16 protein-coding genes and 1 pseudogene are annotated in these 19,692 nt (G+C 40.0%); 3 read left to right on the top strand and 14 right to left on the bottom strand.

The genetic code is table 11. From position 1 onward, the window contains the following. Positions 1–47: 47 nt before the first annotated feature. The 7 genes and pseudogenes from BW961_RS19675 to BW961_RS19705 form a co-directional block, all read right to left on the bottom strand. Positions 48–1,286 carry a hypothetical protein gene (locus tag BW961_RS19675; RefSeq protein WP_068586490.1) on the bottom strand — a complete coding sequence of 413 codons (1,239 nt, stop codon included), beginning with the start codon at positions 1,284–1,286 and terminating at the stop codon, positions 48–50. 11 nt (positions 1,287–1,297) lie between these two features. Beyond that, the gene (locus BW961_RS19680; protein WP_082867500.1) at positions 1,298–2,146 is read right to left on the bottom strand and encodes a hypothetical protein; all 849 of its coding nucleotides are present in this window, start codon (positions 2,144–2,146) and stop codon (positions 1,298–1,300) included. After that, positions 2,143–2,832 carry an ABC transporter ATP-binding protein gene (locus BW961_RS19685; RefSeq protein ID WP_068586483.1) on the bottom strand — a complete coding sequence of 230 codons (690 nt, stop codon included), beginning with the start codon at positions 2,830–2,832 and terminating at the stop codon, positions 2,143–2,145. The genes BW961_RS19680 and BW961_RS19685 overlap by 4 nt, the downstream gene beginning before the upstream one ends. After that, a complete protein-coding gene (locus BW961_RS19690; RefSeq protein ID WP_244556005.1) occupies positions 2,829–3,257 on the bottom strand; it encodes a GntR family transcriptional regulator in 429 nt (142 codons plus the stop codon). Before BW961_RS19690 ends, BW961_RS19685 begins: the two co-directional genes overlap by 4 nt. 533 nt (positions 3,258–3,790) lie before the next feature. Beyond that, positions 3,791–4,390: a DUF1349 domain-containing protein gene (locus tag BW961_RS19695; RefSeq protein WP_068586476.1), complete on the bottom strand. Its 600-nt coding sequence runs from the start codon at positions 4,388–4,390 to the stop codon at positions 3,791–3,793. A gap of 259 nt (positions 4,391–4,649) precedes the next feature. Continuing rightward, a pseudogene (locus BW961_RS31600) lies at positions 4,650–4,736 on the bottom strand (hypothetical protein); the annotation flags it as partial. 120 nt (positions 4,737–4,856) lie between these two features. Beyond that, on the bottom strand, positions 4,857–5,579 hold the full coding sequence (locus tag BW961_RS19705) for a ThuA domain-containing protein (protein ID WP_068586473.1): 723 nt from the start codon (positions 5,577–5,579) through the stop codon (positions 4,857–4,859). Between the two features lie 126 nt (positions 5,580–5,705). On the opposite strand from BW961_RS19705, the gene BW961_RS19710 reads away from it, so the two are divergent. Next, positions 5,706–6,671 carry a helix-turn-helix domain-containing protein gene (locus BW961_RS19710; protein WP_068586470.1) on the top strand — a complete coding sequence of 322 codons (966 nt, stop codon included), beginning with the start codon at positions 5,706–5,708 and terminating at the stop codon, positions 6,669–6,671. A gap of 94 nt (positions 6,672–6,765) precedes the next feature. Here BW961_RS19710 and rbsB read toward each other — a convergent pair whose 3' ends face one another. Genes rbsB through BW961_RS19740 form a run of 6 tightly spaced genes read right to left on the bottom strand, consistent with a single transcriptional unit; the run spans position 6,766 to position 12,472 of the window. Further along, on the bottom strand, positions 6,766–7,683 hold the full coding sequence (rbsB, locus tag BW961_RS19715) for a ribose ABC transporter substrate-binding protein RbsB (protein ID WP_068586467.1): 918 nt from the start codon (positions 7,681–7,683) through the stop codon (positions 6,766–6,768). A 15-nt stretch (positions 7,684–7,698) separates the two neighbouring features. Continuing rightward, the gene (locus BW961_RS19720) at positions 7,699–8,667 is read right to left on the bottom strand and encodes an ABC transporter permease subunit (protein ID WP_068586462.1); all 969 of its coding nucleotides are present in this window, start codon (positions 8,665–8,667) and stop codon (positions 7,699–7,701) included. 2 nt (positions 8,668–8,669) lie between these two features. Further along, complete coding sequence (locus BW961_RS19725) at positions 8,670–10,151, bottom strand: sugar ABC transporter ATP-binding protein (RefSeq protein WP_068586459.1); 1,482 nt, start codon at positions 10,149–10,151, stop codon at positions 8,670–8,672. Between the two features lie 18 nt (positions 10,152–10,169). Next, positions 10,170–10,568 carry a D-ribose pyranase gene (gene rbsD / locus BW961_RS19730; protein ID WP_068586456.1) on the bottom strand — a complete coding sequence of 133 codons (399 nt, stop codon included), beginning with the start codon at positions 10,566–10,568 and terminating at the stop codon, positions 10,170–10,172. Positions 10,569–10,570: 2 nt separating this feature from the next. Next, positions 10,571–11,449: a ribokinase gene (rbsK, locus tag BW961_RS19735; RefSeq protein ID WP_068586453.1), complete on the bottom strand. Its 879-nt coding sequence runs from the start codon at positions 11,447–11,449 to the stop codon at positions 10,571–10,573. A 45-nt stretch (positions 11,450–11,494) separates the two neighbouring features. Then, a complete protein-coding gene (locus tag BW961_RS19740; RefSeq protein WP_068586450.1) occupies positions 11,495–12,472 on the bottom strand; it encodes a LacI family DNA-binding transcriptional regulator in 978 nt (325 codons plus the stop codon). A 224-nt stretch (positions 12,473–12,696) separates the two neighbouring features. On the opposite strand from BW961_RS19740, the gene BW961_RS19745 reads away from it, so the two are divergent. Continuing rightward, complete coding sequence (locus BW961_RS19745) at positions 12,697–13,473, top strand: 3'-5' exonuclease (protein WP_068586447.1); 777 nt, start codon at positions 12,697–12,699, stop codon at positions 13,471–13,473. A 68-nt stretch (positions 13,474–13,541) separates the two neighbouring features. Here the strand turns inward: BW961_RS19745 and BW961_RS19750 are convergent, their stop codons facing one another. Next, entirely contained in the window at positions 13,542–14,681 is a 1,140-nt protein-coding gene (locus BW961_RS19750; RefSeq protein ID WP_068586444.1) for a TolB family protein, read from the bottom strand. Between the two features lie 381 nt (positions 14,682–15,062). On the opposite strand from BW961_RS19750, the gene BW961_RS31605 reads away from it, so the two are divergent. Continuing rightward, the gene (locus BW961_RS31605; protein ID WP_068586441.1) at positions 15,063–19,664 is read left to right on the top strand and encodes a S8 family serine peptidase; all 4,602 of its coding nucleotides are present in this window, start codon (positions 15,063–15,065) and stop codon (positions 19,662–19,664) included. The last annotated feature ends 28 nt before the right edge of the window (positions 19,665–19,692 follow it).

Raw genomic sequence — 19,692 nt, forward strand, 5'->3', positions numbered from 1 at the left:
TGTACGTTATGATGTTGATTTAATGATTTACATTACATATAGGAGCTCTAATCAGCAATTTGCATATACAGTCTTCCCTCGGTATTCATTGTCCACTTACTTTCTGATGCCTCTCCTTCATACACAACCTCACCTGTGTATAGAATCGCTCCATTCGTGGCATCTAATACAGCAACCTTGGGTATATCATTTTTGTAAAATAGAATATATAACTTATTATTCTTCGTTGTGCCCATTATGATTTTCTCAGCACCCAGTTGCTGGGCAGATAAGGAGATGTCTTCATTTGTAACCTTCTCTGTATCTATGTTGTAACGTGATAATTTAATAAAGTCTTCCTCATAATTCAGGATAGTGAGAATATGACCATCTAAACGAATATCCCCGATATCATCGATTCCTGCTTTCAACATTGTATCTGACAGATCCGTTAACACACCGGTCTTATACGCATAGGAGTAGAGATGCTCATCAATTATCCCCATATAGTCGTTTACTCTTTTTTGTTCATCGTAAACTATTAATATAGCATGATCACTAGGAGCAGAATAAATTGTGTTCATAATACTCCGATCAAATAGCTCAACATTGTCCTTCGTGTTATCTCCTAATGCGAGGCTTATGTTGTTCATTAATGCTCCACTGTTCATATCTACAACATAATCATGATACTCCACCTTTGAACTATTTGAATTCCCCTTATTCTGATTTGTCTTCGAATGTTGACCTATAAACATGTGAATCTGCTCACCAATCAACTGTACATCCTCAACAAATATTTGAGAATAGTCCATTGGATCCTCCACAATGGTTTCATAATGTTTAACTACACCTGAAGTCTGATTTAGAGTGTCAATACTTAAAACAATCTCCGACTTGACACCAAAAGCATTATTGAATACAGCATCCGCATAAATAATCCATTCATCATCTTTATAGAAGCTATTAATATTACCTTTACTTCTCATAAAAGAGCGGTGATCATTGAGAATCTGACGGATATCAGCCTGGTCGTTCATCCATGGTCGTGTACCTGAGAAGAATTGGCTATAAGCAGATCTCCTATTCGGATAATCGCTACCCTCAGCCGTAGCAATAAGTAACTGATATCTTCCTCCATTCGCAAAGTTGCCTTGAACACTAATCTTGCTTCCCTCGTTAACATCTCCCGATACTTTCGATATCTTATATCCCGGAAAATCTACCACTGCACCATATACATAATACGTACCCAATCCAACAATAATGAAAGCACTTAATACGATAGAAATCCAATAACGTCTCATGATCATCCTCCTTACACTGTTATCTTTTTGGAAATAAGTCGACAACCAAGCCATACCGACACAGACATAACAACTACACACATAACTAGTTCGATTGTATATATTTCATTAGGATATAAATATCCATTCACATCATCCAATCCTAGACCGAACATAGGAAATAAGAGTAAGATCACACTTATGCCTAAATATAGAATGGCATATAGAATGCCTAGACGACCATAACTTCTTTCGATCAGAATGGCCGCAAATATTGCTATCACTGCTATTATTCCTATTCCGTAATAGACGAGAAACGAATCGAAATGCCAAGGTATCAGCATACCCAACGCTGGATTCGAATAAATAATATCCGAGAAATAAGAAGGATCTCTCAGATCGGAAGGAACGATCAGGTTGAAAATTGACTTTTCAACAGGTAACACGGCCAATTGAAAAGATACAAGTGCAAATATAAAAATAAGAATAGCCGTTAATTTAGCGAAATAAATATGTCGTCTTGCAGTTGGTAGGATTAACAAACGATAAATAAATGTATTTCTACCAAACCAATCGCGATACCAAATTAGAAATACGTATATCGCAAGCACACCAATGCTAAGCAGGATTGGAATCATGAATATGGATTGTGTAGTAGACATCACATCAGTAAATGACAAGTTTCCGGTTGGGGAAGAAGAATAACTATAATCCATGGAACCCCCATTCCTCCAAGCTCCACTTTTTCGATAGGATACGGCGCTCATAGTCATCCAGATCACAGCTCCAAACTGACAAACCAGCGTTAGACTCATTAAGCCTGCTAATATGTATTTAAAGCGATCAACTTCCATATGTACAAGCTTTAAATATCTGTTCACGATTGGTACACCTCCCTCATAACGTCAACGATGGACTTACCTTCCTCGCTACGTATTTGTTCACATTGAAAGTCACGACAGATGGATCCATCTTTCATCAGCAATGCTCGATCGATCAAATGCTCTACCTCACCAATTTCATGCGTAGTCAGAAGTACGCCGCGATCTTCGATCAAGTGGCTAGAGAATACCTCGGCAATCAGGCCTCGACTGAACATATCTATGCCCGAAAATGGTTCATCCATTAAGACATACTCTGTATCCTGTGCAAGACCAAGCACCAGATTAAATTTAGCTGCTGTTCCCTTCGAAAGATTTCCAATTCTCTCTGTTTGATCCAAGCTAAAGAATTTCATAAGCTCTTCGGCTCTATTCGCATTCCAGCTCTGATAAAAGTCTTGCATGAACCGAAGTCCCTCAGATAGCTTCATTCCAGGAGGCATCGTTAGATGATCGGGGATAAATGCTATGCTTTCATATAGGTTCTTATCCATGGGTTGACCGTCAATCCGGATTGTGCCTGATTTCAGAGGTGTTAAGCCCATAATTGCCTTTAGAATCGTTGACTTACCCGCTCCGTTAATGCCGATGAGACATGTTATTTGTCCCTTTTCCACAGTGAAGGAGGCACCGTTTAACACAGACCGACCACGATATCGCTTATGTATGTCTACAACCTCAATCATGCCTGGTCTCCTCCTTCTTGAACTTGTCGCTCTGTTTCGTTACTTTCAAGATACTTCTGCTTTACGATATCCAAAAGTTCTTCTACGGGAACGTCAATTTTACGGACCGATACCACAAAGGCATCAACAGCATCGCTAATTAATTCAGAACGAATACTACGAAGCAGATCATCGTCAAGCGTGATTCGACTTGGTGAATTCCCTTCGGTTATGATCAATTGCTGTTCCTCCATTTCTTTATAAGCTTTCTGTGCCGTATTAGGATTTATCTTTAGCATTGCCCCCAATTCCCTCCGTGATGGAATGATCTGCCCGGCTTCTAGCCGACCGGTTGCAAGTTGTTCTTTGAAATGACGGACAACCTGCAAATATACCGGATCCCGGCCATTGAAAGTGACATCCGTCCAGCCTTCATTCATTTTCATCCTGCACCTCGCATTCTTTTATAGTGTGTGTACTAAGTGGTTCATACGTTATAGATGTATTATGCTTGTAATACAGTTGGTTTGTCAATGGATCCAATTCCGTTCGATATAATTATCCTTGTAGGCATTCCTGGTCATGATGGCACTGCAGAATAGTATTGCCCTAACTTATCAATAGACTGTATTACGCTCATGCGGAATGCTGCTGGTAGAACATAAAACAAGGTTGGAGGGTAGCGTTCGGGGCTGACATCGTTTCGCGCTCATGGCACATGTAAGCAGCTGAGAACTCAAAAAAACTGCCACATTTATAGCCGTTACAGCTATAAAAAATGACAGTTATCTTTAAATCTTTATCGTTGTATCCATTATGAATCTGCTCATTTATATGAAAACCTAAAAACTGATACCGAGAGCGATGGGATTATGTCCCGTCATCCCACTATTTGCCCAATTCAATAGAAAAGCATTGCGAATCATTGATGTCTTTGCGATTTTAATGACCTTACGTTCTCGGGAACATAATTAGACAATCATTTTCCCATTCGGATATTTTTCACTGTTTTATTTTGTAATGAGAAATTTTTATAATGCCTGTCGCCACCTTTTCCCTGCGGAGCTTGTGCGACTAATCCAACTTTAATTGTTTCATCTACAGGCAAATTGTAGAAACGCATCATATAAAAATTCTCAGCATCTGTTGAATAGTGAAAAGCAAATGAATTTCCAACTCTGGCCACCTGAAGCCATGCCTCATTGCCATCAATATTACAGCCATTTGCATCATCTGACGTATGATTGGTAACTACACTAACCACAGCATGTGTATCAAAATCTGTTTTTTCAAAACATGCTTTGGCCCATACATTCAAATCTTTCATTACCATAATTGAAGCTGAGTCATAAGTATCTTTAAAATCATGACTGACCTGTACCTGCATTACAAAATCTCCATTAACCTCTGTATAATAAAATGGTGCATTGTGCAATGATTCAGGCGTAATACCTTCCTCTGCAATTGCACCGTTGTTACAGAAAAAATCAATTTTTTCTGGTGCATAGATAACTAATTCTCCATTGTTGTAATTAGTCTGGCTTTTGTTAAGCCAATTGAAGTTTTCAAATGTGTTCATTATTTTCTCCTCTCTTGGTTCAAAATATATAATCTGGCTTATGTAAACCCGTGATCTTTGAAGAAGAGTTATTTTACGCTGCTCGTAATCGAATGGGTGAGAATGTATTCCGTCGCGTAGACCTGATATTCATGAAGACTTTATTTCATCGAGCACACCTCCAACTATTCACTATAGATATAAATTCCACTCTAAAATGAAAAAACCTTCCAGTCAAAGTAGGGTTTGAGGACAGAATGTAGATACCTCCATACCTTCACCCAACGATTTGTGCACCAATCACGATTCCTGAGGTCGGGTTCGCCACAATTTTGATAAATCCTTCGGTTTCTCTCAATGCCAATGCGTATGAGGCTGTCCAGCTAGTTCAACCCGAACGAACTTATCCTCCCTCTGAAAAGCAAAAAAGCCCAAGCAATATTTCGGCTTGAGCTGCTTAATAATACGGGCTATCTAGCATATTCGTTTATTTAGCTTGTATGGTTTCTAATGGCTGTGCATTCCCATAGACCGGACGTTTGCGATCTACTGGCTGTGCCCATTTCACGGCATTCACAATGACGCGTTGAATGTCTTTGTTATAGTATGTTGGATAGGTCTCATGTCCCGGTCTGAAATAAAACAATTTGCCGTTTCCACGTGTGAAGGTACATCCGCTTCGGAACACTTCTCCTCCTTCAAACCAACTTGTAAAGATAAGCTCGTCTGGTGCAGGAATATCAAAATGCTCTCCGTACATTTCTTCTTGCTCAAGTTGGATGAATTCTCCAATGCCTTCCACGATCGGATGACTTGGCGCTACAACCCAAAGACGTTCCGTTTCACCCACTTCACGCCATTTCAAATCACAACTTGTACCCATTAATGCTTTGAAAATCTTAGAGAAATGACCAGAGTGAAGGACAATCAAGCCCATTCCATCAAGCACTCGCTGCTGTACTTTTTGGACAACTTCATCTGTTACTTCACCGTGGGCAAGGTGTCCCCACCAGATTAATACGTCCGTATTATGTAATACCTCATCTGTTAAACCATGTTCTGGTTCATCAAGCGTAGCGGTTCCAGCTTCATACCCTGCTTCTGTTAGAAAGCCTGCAATAGCACCGTGAATTCCATTTGGATATATTTCACCTACAAGCGAGTTCTTTTTCTCATGACGATTTTCATTCCATACTGTAACTTTTACCATTTGTATGAACACTCCTTCTCGTATTAACACTGTTCTCAGTATAGATAATTCATTGCGTGAATGAAATACTTAATCATGCCAATTTTATATTCAAAAGTGTTATACTCCAAAAAGGAGGGAATGCTCATGTCCTTATTCGAAAACAATTTCGATACGCATTCCGATGCTATCAATGAAGAAGTTATTTATCAGAATCCGTTACTGTTTCTAAAAATATGGGAGATCTCCTTAGAGCCTCACTACTGCAATGCTGTGGAAAACTACCCATGGCATTACCATAAAGAGGTAGAATTCATTGCAGTCATTGAAGGTCACTTAGGTGTGCAAAGTAAGCACAATTACGTTGTTCTCGGTCCGGGCGACGTTATCGTGTTGGGGGCTTCACAGCCACATCGTTCTCATCAACCACTTTCAGATGTATTGCACTATGTGGTGTTTCAAATTGATCTGAGTAAACATTTCGACCAGAGTACCATGCCCTATTTATATTGCTTCTCGGAATTGACTCAGCCGCTGGATATACTAAATTATATTTTCGACGACAACGAGTCAGCCAAACGTGAAGCCTATTCTTTTATTATGGATATCTTTAAAGAATCTCAAACACGGATGAGAGGTTACGAAATCGCCGTTAGCTCTACGATCAAGAGAATGATCCTATTACTATTAAGAAACGATAGTCGTAACGTTCTGAACTATGCAGGGGAAACTGAATTAAGTCGATTAAGACCCGTTCTTGATTATATAGACGAACATTTGAATGACAAACTCTGTGTCGAAGATGCATGTGCTTTACTTAATTTGAGTTATCATTATTTTATCAAATATTTCAAGAAAACCATGGGCATATCTTTCGTGGAATATATCAACTACAAACGAATCAAGAGATCCGAGCTGTTATTACTTACAAGTGAACTTAGCATTATGGAAGTTGGCTACGAGGTAGGCATCTCTAATATGGCTCAGTTCTATAAACTGTTCAAACGACATAATCAGTGCTCACCTAGGGAATTCAAGCTGCGCATGAGAAGCGAGTCCAAAGTTACGATGGAAGCCATAGACCATATTCACTCAAAAGAAGATCAAGGTTAAATCCCAAATTATCCATTAAAAAGCACTGCACTCACCCATAAGGCGAACGCAGTGCTTTTTGATGATGAATTTAAAGGAACTCTTCCCGACTCTGTTACTCTTTCACAACCAACTTAAGTGGCGCAGGAATGGACTTCTCCACTGTTTTTCCTTGAAGGACATCTTTAGCCGCTTGCACGGATAGTTGTCCTATTAATTCAGGTTGTTGAGCCACGGTCGCTGTTAACTTACCTGCTTTGATTGAATTCAGTGCATCTATATTGCCATCGAACCCAATAACAGCTATTCTTTTACCTGAACTTTGAATAGCTTCAATCGCACCCAGTGCCATTTCATCATTGTGAGCGAAGACTGCTTGTACACCTGGGTTTCCTTGTAATAGGTTCTCCATAACCGTTAAGCCTTTGGTTCGATCGAAATCTGCCGACTGCTTCGCAATCACCTTAAGCTGAGCGTCCGCTATTTCGTGGAATCCTTTACCGCGTTCACGAGTCGCTGAAGCACCTGGCACGCCTTCTAGCTCGATGACTTTAGCATCTTTACCAAGTTGTTCTACAATATACTCTGCTGCTAATGTGCCACCTTTAACATTATCTGATGCAACGAGTGCTTCAACTTTTCCTTTATCAGCGGAACGATCTAATGCAATAACAGGGATACCCAAGCTATTGGCTGTCTGAACCGCCGTAGAGATGGCAGATGAATCTGTTGGATTGATTAACAGCGCATTTACTCCTTGTTGCATTAAATCCTCTACGTCATTACTTTGTTTGGCAGAATCATTCTGCGCGTCGATTACGATAACTTCCATTCCTTGTTTCTTCGCTTCTGCCACAACGCCATCTTTCAATGAGACAAAGAAGGGATTGTTCAACGTAGAAATTGATAGTCCAATTTTTATATTGTTCAAATCACCACTTTTATTCGGCTTAGCCCACTCGGGTGGCTCTAATGAACATCCTGTCATCAGTACTAAAAGCATGGAAATCAGAATTAAGTTAACTTTCTTCATGTTGGAATCCCCCTCTTATGCAGCTTTCTTACGATCTATTAGTACAGCAATCGCGATAACGACACCTTTAACTACCATTTGATAGAATGACGATACGCCGAGTAAATTCAATCCGTTGTTCAATATTCCGATAATAAGCGCACCTATTAATGTACCTACAATACGTCCACGCCCACCAGTTAAGCTCGTGCCGCCTAATACAACTGCTGCAATGGCATCTAACTCATACGATGTACCGGCAGTTGGTTGTGCGGAGTTCAGTCTTGAAGTCAAGATTGCTCCAGCCAACGCAGATAGCATACCTATTAATGAATAAATCATGATTTTGACACGATCTACTTTGATACCTGAAATGATGGATGCTTTCTCATTACCACCAATTGCGTATGTTTTACGACCAAATGGTGTTTTGTGCAAGACTACCCATAAGACGAAGAATACGATAATCATCGTGATTGCAGGAACTGGAATACCTAAGAAATAACCACGCCCAAACAATTGGAACATCATGCTGTCGCCTAGACCTGTAATTGGATTACCATTCGTATAGACAAGCGTTAATCCTCGGAAAATAGTCATCGTCGCTAACGTTGCGATAAATGGAGCCATTTTACCCTTGGTTATCATGAGTCCGTTGACCATCCCCATAACACCACCAAGCAAACAGCCTATTACAATCGCTAATATTGGATCTAACCCCGAGAGCATAAGGTTTGCCATAATCGCACTAGATAGTGCAAGAATCGAACCTACCGATAAATCGATCCCCCCTGTCAAAATAACAAAGGTCATACCGAACGCGATCAGCGCATTAATGGCTACCTGTCTTAATAGGTTCAATATATTAAGCGGTTCCAAGAAACTTGGATTTAATACGGTTACGATGATAATCAAGATTAGCAGCCCTAGTAATGGCCCGAGTTTCTGTGTGATTTGTCCGATTTGAAAGCCTTTTTTCATTTGTTCGTCTTTGATAGTCGTCATAACTATTGTCCCCCTGTAGCTAACGTCATAATGTTCTCTTGCGTAGCTTCTTGTTGCGAAACATCTCCAGTGATTTTTCCTTCATGTACGACGATGATACGATCACTCATCCCTAACACTTCAGGTAGCTCGGAAGATACCATAATAATCGCGACACCACGTTCCGTTAATTCGTTCATGAGTTGATATATTTCCCGCTTAGCTCCAACATCAACCCCACGCGTAGGTTCATCCAAGATAAGGACACTTAACCCAATACCTATCCATTTCGCGATAACTACTTTCTGCTGATTACCTCCAGATAGATTGCGAACTAACGTTGCTGATGACTGTGTCTTGATCTGTAAACGTTGAATAAGCACGTCTACAAATTCTTGCTCTTTCTTAGCGTTGATTAATCCTTTGGGTGCGAAACTGTACAAGTTCGTAAGAACCATATTGTCTCGAATGGAGAAATCCAGTACTAACCCTTCGTCCTTCCGATCCTCCGTAACAAATCCAATCCCAGCTTTCATCGCATCATCAGGGTTACGTATCGATACTTGTTTACCACGCACCCAAATGTCACCCTTGTCTAATGAATCTAACCCGAATAAGGTTCTCATAATTTCTGTACGTCCTGATCCCATTAGGCCAGAGAAACCAACAATTTCACCCGATCGTACTGAGAAATTAACATCTTTGAATTGACCCTTCTTCGAAGCGTTCTTGACTTCAAGCACGATTTCTCCGGGATTTGAATTACGTTCAGGATAACGGTCCGTAATTTCTCGACCAACCATCTTTTTAACAACATCATCAAAATTCGTATCTGGTATAGCCTTCGTGTCTACTGTCTTCCCATCACGCATCACGGTGATGCGATCACATATCGCAAAGATCTCTTCCATTCGATGTGAAATATAGACGATGGAGACACCTTCCTTTTTTAATGAGGCAATGACTTCGAACAACTTCTGTATCTCTCTCTCTGTTAAGGCAGCCGTAGGCTCGTCCATCACGATCACTTTGGCATGTGTCATTAATGCTTTGGCTATCTCGATCATTTGTTTCTCACCAACAGAACATTCGTCTGCATCACGGTTCAAAGGAATTGTGACAGAGAGTTTACTAAATTGCTCATTTGCTAATGCTCTCATCTCACTCATATTCAATATTCCAAATTTAGATGTGCGTTCCTTACCTATGAACAGATTGTCGAGAACCGTCATATCGGGCCACACATTCAGTTCTTGATGGATAAAAGCGATGCCACTTCGTTCCGCCTCTTTCGGATTCGCGAAGTATGTTTCTTGACCATCAATCACAATGGTTCCTTGATCACGTTGGTGAAGTCCAATCAGAATGTTCATCAGCGTCGATTTACCAGCACCATTCTCACCCATCAGGGCATGAACTTCACCAGCTTGCAGATCGAAATCGACTCCTATCAGTACACGGTTAGCACCGAAGGATTTATGAATACCTTGCATTGTAATGTGCATAATTGTAGAACCCCCTCATTAACCGAAAAAGACACCGGCTTGTAATATGCAGTTCGCGTATGGTTTAGCCTCGCCCGTACGAATAATAACTTTGGCATTGTGGGTTAGTAATTTGAATTGCTCGTGTGAAACCTCATCTATAAGTATTTCCTTGAATTTATTGTTTATATATCGCGATGTTTCTTCATTGGCAGAAGCTAATTCCTTTGCCACGATTATTTGTTCAATAACCATGTCCTCTGCCAACATATCTACGACATCTTGAAAGCTTGGAACGCCAAGCTTAAGTGCTAGATCAATCTTGAGAACACCTGCTGGAACAGGTAGTCCAACATCGGCAATGACAATGGTATCCGTATGACCTAAGTCAGCAAGGATTTTGGAGATATGACTGTTCAATGTCCCATGTTTCTTCATAATTAGAGACTCTCCTCTACCTCTGCACGTGTTGGCATGCCGCCTTGAGCACCGAATTTGGTAACGGATAAAGAAGCAGCTCGATTACCGAACTTCACACTATCCTGCAATGACTTTCCTTCAGCTAAGGCTACTGCAAATGCTGCATTAAAAGTATCTCCTGCGCCGGTCGTATCTATAGCATTTACTTTATAAGCTGGAACAAGAACTTCTTGCTCTCCATCGTAAAAGCGTACGCCATTGCTACCTTCAGTAATAAATAACTTGTTAGGATATTTCCGTAGCGCTTCTGTTGTACTCATTCCAGTAAATAAGACAGAACATTCATGTTCATTCGGCGTTAAATAGCTGGCATTCTCTATAATTGAGTTACTGATTGGACGTGCAGGAGCGGGATTAAGCAACATCGGTACATTGAATTCACGGCAAATGTCACTTACATAGGAAACGGTGTCCTCTGGTATTTCTTGCTGGATGAGGACCATATCCGCAGTACGGATCGTATCAAGTGCTTTCTCTACAAAAGCAGGAGTAACATGATCGTTTGCACCTTTGACGACAATAATACTGTTATCGCCTTCAGCTAGAATGATATGAGCCGTACCACTTTCCACACCTGTAACCGGTTCCACATAATTGATAAGAATGCCATTGGATTTGAAATTATCCATCATAGCTTTACCATAATAATCGTCGCCTATGCACCCGATCATGGTCACTTCAGCTCCAAGACGAGCGGCTGCAACCGCTTGATTCGCCCCCTTCCCTCCAGGTACTGTTGCAAAGCTGTCTCCAAGAACCGTCTCGCCAGCGGAAGGGCGCTTCGATGAAGTCACCACTAAATCCATTGAACTACTTCCAATCACACAAATCTTAGCCATAGTTATCAACCTTTCTGAGCATATTATATATATATTGTAATTCCACTACTTTCTCCTAGTCGTTTCCCGCTCTACGAAGCTAACAGGTAATTGAATAATCTTCTCGTCTACCTTATCTTGTTCAATTAGCTCAATAAGTAACCTCGCTGCTTCACGACCCATGTCATACGCTGGTTGGCGAATAGTAGATAGCGAAGGCGACAATAAGCTACTTAGCGGAATATCATCATATCCGATGATTTGCACATCTTGTGGAACTGACTTGCCTAAACGATGTGCTTCTTGAAGTACTGCCGTCGCCACGATATCGTTACTTGCAATAACTCCATCTGTTTCTAAATGTTGTTCAAACAATATTGTGGCCCAATGTCCAGCTTCTGCATAGGAAAAGGATGACGTCTGAATCACATGGTATGACATACCCAATTCTTCAAGTACTTCTACCGCACCCTGAAACCGATCTTGAGCAGGTTTGATATGTGCCGGGCCCTGTAATATCGTAATATGTTTGCTTCCACGCGCTATGATCTCTTGCGCAGCCATACGTCCGCCTTCTCTACCATCTGCATATACGGAAGGACTTTCATTAGAAGTACGATCTAAGAACACGATTGGGATTTTCAATTTAAGGTAAGTATCGCTGTCTGGGAAATTGGTTGAAGAAATGACACCGATTACATTATTTTGTACAAAAGTGCGAATGTAATCCAATTCTTTATCTTCATTCTCATCGCTATTCCCAAATATCAATCGATATCCATGTTCTTGTAACCGATCTTCTACGCCACGTGCTAATTGAGGAAAGAATGGATTAGTTATATCAGGCAACAGCAATCCGATTAATTTAGATTTTCTTTTGTATAAAGAACGAGCTACTTCATTAGGTGAATAATTCATTAACTTAATTGCTTCTTCTACCTTTTTACGTGTATCCGCGTTGACATATCCTGATTCATTAATAACTCGTGACACGGTAGCCACGGACACGCCAGCTATTCTTGCTATATCTTTTATCGTTGTCATTAAATATATCATCTCCATGTGTAACCGGTTACATTCGTTACTTTATTAAAGTATCATAAATCCAATCCTTTTACAAGTGCAATTAATGGAGCATATTAAATTAAAGATATTAGTTATAGAGCGCCTTCTACTATTCATTCAATTCATGATTATAACTGATTAACCATAGACACTACCAATTGTCCCTGATAAAATAGAACAAGTTACAGAACGGAGGCACCATTGTGGATTATGTTATTTTGGATATTGAATTCAATGGTCGCAAGTTTGCAAGCGACCTACCCATGGAAGTGATCGAGATCGGTGCTGTCCGATTGGACTCACAATTGCGATATGTGGATGAATTCTCAGCATTAATAAAACCCGTATATTTCTCAAAATTAAATTCCTTTATTAAGAAGAAAACTGGAATTCCTCAGGAAGATATTGATCAAGCTGCTGGATTCCGAAAAGTCATCACTGACTTTATGAACTGGTTAAATCGTAGCGAATCCTTCCTACTCTTTACTTGGGGTGGCGAGGATTTAAAAAGAATCATATATGATACGCGTATGCATAAGATGGACGACGTTTTCTGGATGTCAGCCAACTACTTCGATTTGTTGAAGGGATTCGTACGCTATAAGAATATCACAAATGATGTTAGTGTCGAAGGCGCTCTACTAGACCTTAATATTGCTCCCTCAGGATCTGCACATCGTGCATTGGATGACGCTAAGATGACTTCTGAGGTATTCCGAGCTATATTCGATAAGTTAGACTTCGCACATACACAACAGTTCGTAGATGTATACTCCAATGCGAAAGAACGAAGATTGGTTAAGAACTCCATTCGTTCGATGACATTGCAAAAGATACCTCTTACGTGGGAAAATCTCTTTGAACGTTTTCTTTTGAATAAGGCCTCTCTTGAAGATCCCAGAAAACTCACGGAATTACAAGAGTATTTCAACGTAGAGATTAATAAGGAAAAAAAGTCGGTAGCGGGATCGGCGAAATAGATATTTCTTAAACACCACTATTGGAAGGAATTCCATAGTGGTGTTTTTCCTATATTACGAAATCCCTATTATTTGTAACGTACCGCATGTAACTCTGGATCCACCTGTCTTGAAGTTGTATATATGAGCCAATGATCAGACAGTAAAGGTTGAAGTTGCGGCTCGTCACCTGTCATTAGCATTTCGGTCTTCGTATTCAAATCATACAGATAAATATCTGAATTGGGCTTCTGTCCATTCTCGATTACATCATTCGTTGAGGTTCCTCTTCGCTCGTCCATCCAAGCAATGTAATCCCCATAAATGACTGGCTCGCTTTGGTCTTGTTGCAGATTCGTAATACGTCCACTTTGTTGTGTATCCAAATAATATACGGACACATCAGCACTGTACGTACCTTTACTATAATCCTCCCATACGACTCGATTACCAGATATCTGTGGTCGTCCCTCTTTCTTCGGACCTGTTGCTATGGGTATTGTATTTCCTTTTGCAATATCATACAAATATATGTCCGTATTATTCTCAGGAAGATTAGATCCTGCTCGTATCCCCTTTGTTTTAACATTCCGACCATCTTCCCAGACGATGAATCCATCATTTATATCTGGGTCCGTTTGTCCGCCTGGTGCATTGGTTACGATTTTCATTTCATCCGTATTAAGATCATACAATGCGATTTGCCAGTCTGAAGGATAATCTTTATCAGCATCATTCCTATTGTCCATCCACACGAGGTAATGTCCCCAAATCTTTGGATTAACTTGTGAAGACGTATCTTCTGTTAACGGTCGTTGTTGTCCGGTCTTCAAATCATAAAGGAAGATATCAGCATTTGCGATATCCACACTTCCTAAATCCGATATATTCTTCTTCTCATTCCTCAGATCAGACCATACGATATAATCACCCGAAATATCGAATCCACATTCATAAGATGGAAGTTGAATCTGAACTAGTTCTTGATTCTTATCAAGATCCATCACAGTCAATTGCTGACCATTTCCACTTAAATAGGCTAAAAGATTACCATCTAATGCGGCTTGCCATCCTTTATAGGTGTATTCCTTCAACGATTCCCCTAAGGTTGTATGTTTTACATTAGGTTGATACCCAGTTACTTTTGTGTTCGTGCATCCTGTTATAAGTAGAAATATTATGAATGTTGTTAACCAAGATTTTGAATACTTCATCCTATTCCCCATCATTCGCAATCCCCCTTAATATTCCAGACGTTGTGTTATCAGAATAGGTTGCTTCCTTGCCTAATGATATCCACACCGTCTTCGCCACCTCCTCGCATTATTCGTAATTCTATAAAATCCCCTTGTTCATTCTTCTATCTAGCATACTAATATAATAGAGTTTCCTATAAAGCGGTTACGATTCTATCATCCACTTCAACTAAAAAAAGTTGAATAACCAGTCTTAAAGCCCTATATATCAAAATAACCTATTAAATGTAAAATGAGAGAGATGTTTATCGATTGTACAACTATTTTGTTATGAAGGAGGGTTAGCCAGTCCTAGATTACATCTTGTGAAGTTATAAAGACGAATACATTACTTATGATGAAGGGGGCTCTATTGTGAGAAACAAAGCACGTTTAATTCGTAGTTATTTCATATTCTTACTAAGTGTAGTGCTCGTATTAGGCATTGGATTTCCAAACATCTCGAATGCCGCCAATGTGGAAGATACTTCACAAGCCACGGCGCACATTAAATCAACACTCAAACCTCTTGGGAAATTAGACTTAAGTGATCAAATAAACCATCTCAAGCTCAATGGTCTTGACTCTCTCGGACTTCGTGAAGTAACTAATTCTGAGACTCCTCAGAACTATGTCCCAGCGACCGATAGTACTGAGCCTATCACGGTTATCGTTGAGTTAGAATCAGATCCAACAACGGTTTATGAAGCTACGGTTCCTTCATCTGCTAGATCCAGTCTAGCTAGTCATACGAATATATTGCGTAAGGAACATTCAAATTTCAAATCTGTGGTCAAAAGTAAATCGATCGCACAATTTAACCGCGAGTATACCAAAGTATTTAATGGATACTCCATCACACTTCCTTCAAATGAAGTTGATCAATTACTTGATCTTCCTGGTGTTAAATCCATTTATCCTAACGATGAATATCATGCGTTAGATATCGTTCAGTCAGAAGGGTTCACACCTTCCATGAATGTGAGTGCGCCTTTCATTGGGGCAGATAAGATGTGGGACTCAGGTTATACCGGTAAAGGTGTCAAAGTTGCTGTTATTGATACTGGAATCGATTACAATCATCCAAGCTTGAAAGACGCATATAAAGGTGGTTACGATTTTGTAGACGAGGATAGCGATCCTATGGAAACCTTACCAGATGACACGAAACCAATCAAAAATGGTAACCCATATGATACCTCTCACGGAACTCACGTCTCCGGTACAATTGTAGGACAAGGTGATCCAGCACATCCTGACGCAGGTAAAGGTTGGGTAAGAGGCGTTGCCCCAGGTGCTGATCTTTATGTATATCGAGTGCTCGGACCTTACGGTTCAGGAACAACAGAAGATATTATTGCTGCTATCGAAAAATCCGTAAGTGACGAAATGGATGTAATCAATCTATCTCTTGGATCGACTCTTAATAATCAATATAGCGCTACTTCTAAAGCGGCAGATAACGCTTCACTTGTAGGTGTTACTGTTGTTCTAGCTAATGGTAATGATGGACCTACCGCGGGCACGGTAGGAAGTCCTTCTACTTCTCAATTAGGTATCTCTGTAGGTGCCTCCTCTCCTCCAGTTCATACACCAGTCTTCGACTCTACAAAGTTAGATCGAATTTATGCACAACATGCAATTGACGCACCAGAGTTAACACCAACAGGTCAAGATCTAGATCTGGTGTATGCTAATTTAGGTTCGGAAGATGATTATAAGCATTTGAATGTTACGGGTAAGACCGTTCTTGTGTCTCGTGGAACGCTCAGCTTTGCAGATAAGGCAATTAATGCTAAAGCAGCTGGGGCAAAGGCTCTTATTATTCATAATAATACAACTGGAGAAATCGCTGCTCAATTAGGTGGAGCAGAAGAAGATTACATTCCAACCTATACGATTACTCAAAAAGACGGTCTAGATTTAAAGGATGAGCTAACAAAAGGCAATACTCACATTACATTTTCAATGATTAATGAACAAGATCTAATGGGAGATTTCAGCTCAAGAGGTCCTTCATTACCTTCCTATTCTATTAAACCAGACTTATCTGCTCCAGGTGTTGGTATCCGTTCTTCTATTCCTTCTTATACAGGTGACTATTCTGATGCATATGAAGATCTACAGGGTACGAGTATGGCAGCTCCTCATATTGCAGGAGCTGCAGCTTTAATGCTTGAGAAGACAGCAAAAGACGGTCTGAACTTAAATCCAGATCAGATGAAATCACTACTAGCCAACAACTCTGTCCCTATAAAGAATCGCAAAGGTGCTCCTTACGCAGTGAATGTGCAAGGCGCTGGGCGCGTTAGTTTAGTTGAAAGCTCAACAGCAGAAGCTATCGTTAAGGTAGAAGAACCACTGCCAAGTTACCTTCAAGGCAATGCTAATGCAACATATTATACAAGCAGTGCTTCATTTGGTCAGCAAAAAGCAGGAAGTCATGACTCCAAACTCTTCACGGTTGATAACATTAGTAATACTGACCAACAGTACGATATTTCAGTTGATTGGTACAATAACGATGGCGTCATCATTACCCCTGATGTGAGTACCATAAATCTTCACCAAGGAGCAACTACGTTCAACCTTGAATTAGATGTCTCGGCAGGTACCCCGGATGGTGAATATGATGGTCAAGTTGTTCTTACACAAAAAGGAAATGGGCATCAGCTAAGAGTTCCATTCGCTGTTTTTGTAGGTTCTAAATATGATCGCAATGAGATTACAGATATCGACTTTTCGGAATATATTTTTTCTCCAAATGGGGATGGTTTCTTGGATACAACAGATATCTCATTTGCTGTAAATAAACCACTAGAAGAATTCACATTCCGCGTAAAAAACGCTGAAACGGGAGAGATGGTAGGTACTATTTATGACTCTACATCCGTACAATCAACTCACGAAGTGAATTATTACAATTTCAAATGGGATGGTATAGTCCACGATTCAAAGAATAATAAAGATATTTCATTAATAGAAGGGTTTTATGTCATTGTCCCTGTTCTCTTGGACACAGATACTGAATTAACTACATCTATGTCTGCATTCTTCGTTGACCTTAGTCCGCCTGAGATCGACCTAGATAGCGTTAAGCTTATTCCGAGTACAGTTCAACCAGAAACAGGTACGATATCCGGATATATAATCAATGATTTACATTTTACATTTCTTGAATTCCTTAGATTGAATAATATAAATAAATCTTTGTCAGAATTAATTGCTGTAGGTGTCGTTATTGAGACCTCAGAGGGAGTTCAGCAGCAATTTAATGGAACGGTTTATGAAGATGGTTATTTCGAAATAGATGTACCACTTCATGAGGGAAACAATACGTATTCTTTATACGCATATGATTCCACTTCGAATGGCAAAGAGAACCCAGCCAAAGTCATCCAATACAACTTCGACCCTAGCAGTAGTCAAGTGAACTTGTCTGCATCTAAGACTGAAGTAAATACTGGAGAATCCTTTGATGTTAACGTAAATTACGCTGTTACTGAAGATGTCTATTCAGCAGCATTCAACGTGACCTACGACTCTAAACTCACCTTGAAAAAAGTTACTTCCACGGTTACCAACGATGTTTATACGGATGCAGATTTCTCACAACTAGACATCACCGATGTTGTCGGAACCAATAAGAAACAATTGAAATATAAAGTATCTCTTCCGAATGGCGGAACACAAGGTTCTTTAGTTCAACTTACATTCGTTGGATCACAACAAGGAAACTATACAACTAGCATTTCAAATATCGACCTACAGGATATTAATAATATACCCATTCAGGTATATGGATTGTCGCCGGTTACTGTTAAAGTAACTCCACCATCGCAGCCAGATCCAGATGGTTCAGGTTCAACCGGCAGTAATTATTCACCTACACCTACACCATCTCCCACATCTAAGACACTGAAATTTAAAGAAGGCTCCTTGATTGAATCAGATACGAATGGGAAACACACTGGGGTATTTAACGTAGCCTCCTCCGTTATTACTGATCAACTCAAGAATGCAGATGCTAAGGTAGTAACATTGGATATGAGTGATGTGTTGGTAGATACCTATGATACATTTACAATTCACATAGATGGCTCTGTCGCAGCACAACTGCAAGCTACTAAGAAAGATCTAGTGCTCGTTGGTAAATATTTTGAAATTACAATTCCTTATCAAACAATCACAAATTTCAGTTCAAAAGATGGATTCAATCTATCTCTATCTTTTACAAAAGCAGATCTTAGTAAATCGATCAAAGCTCCTGAGGGTGGAACCGCTAAGTTAACTTCCCCCGTCCTCACCATTCATGAAACATTAACTAAGCTTAGTACACCTATCAAGATCACACTAAATCTTGATAAAGCGAACTACACTGATATTCTTAAAGTGGGTTCTTACTCCCTCTCTTCGAGCAATGTCTGGACACATTTGGGAACTCTGAACCACAGTACTTCCACTTCTATTCAATTCTCGACTACATCCTTGGGATCTTTTACAACGGCGGAAGTAACAAAGAGCTTCACAGATATTCTCAATCATTGGGCTAAACATGAAATCGACATTTTAGCTTCTCAGTTCCTAGTCACAGGAAAAGGGACAACAAATACATTTAAGCCAAATGATCAAGTCAATCAAGCTGAATTAAACACGATTCTTGATCGACTACTGTCTTCTACCTCAACTTGGACAGACCGAATCGGGGAGCAAGGGGCAAGAAATAATCTAACTCGCGAACAAGCTGCCATTCTACTTGCTAATTCACTTCGTGGGGATTCCAAAGAAACAGTAGAGATTACTTTTAAAGATGCTAAGAGTATTTCTAGTAATGCTCTCGAAGCCATTGCCTTCGTAACTAGTCAAGGTTTCCTTAAGGGAGATACTAAACAGAACTTTAATCCTAAGGGTAAACTGACTCGCGCAGAAGTCGCTATTATCACCTACAGAATATTACTCCATTTACAGACGAAGTAGATAAAGTTGCTATACTGATAGGTTCCAT

The sequence above is a fragment of the Paenibacillus macquariensis genome, assembly GCF_900156375.1.
Classification (GTDB): Bacteria; Bacillota; Bacilli; order Paenibacillales; family Paenibacillaceae; genus Paenibacillus_AQ; species Paenibacillus_AQ macquariensis.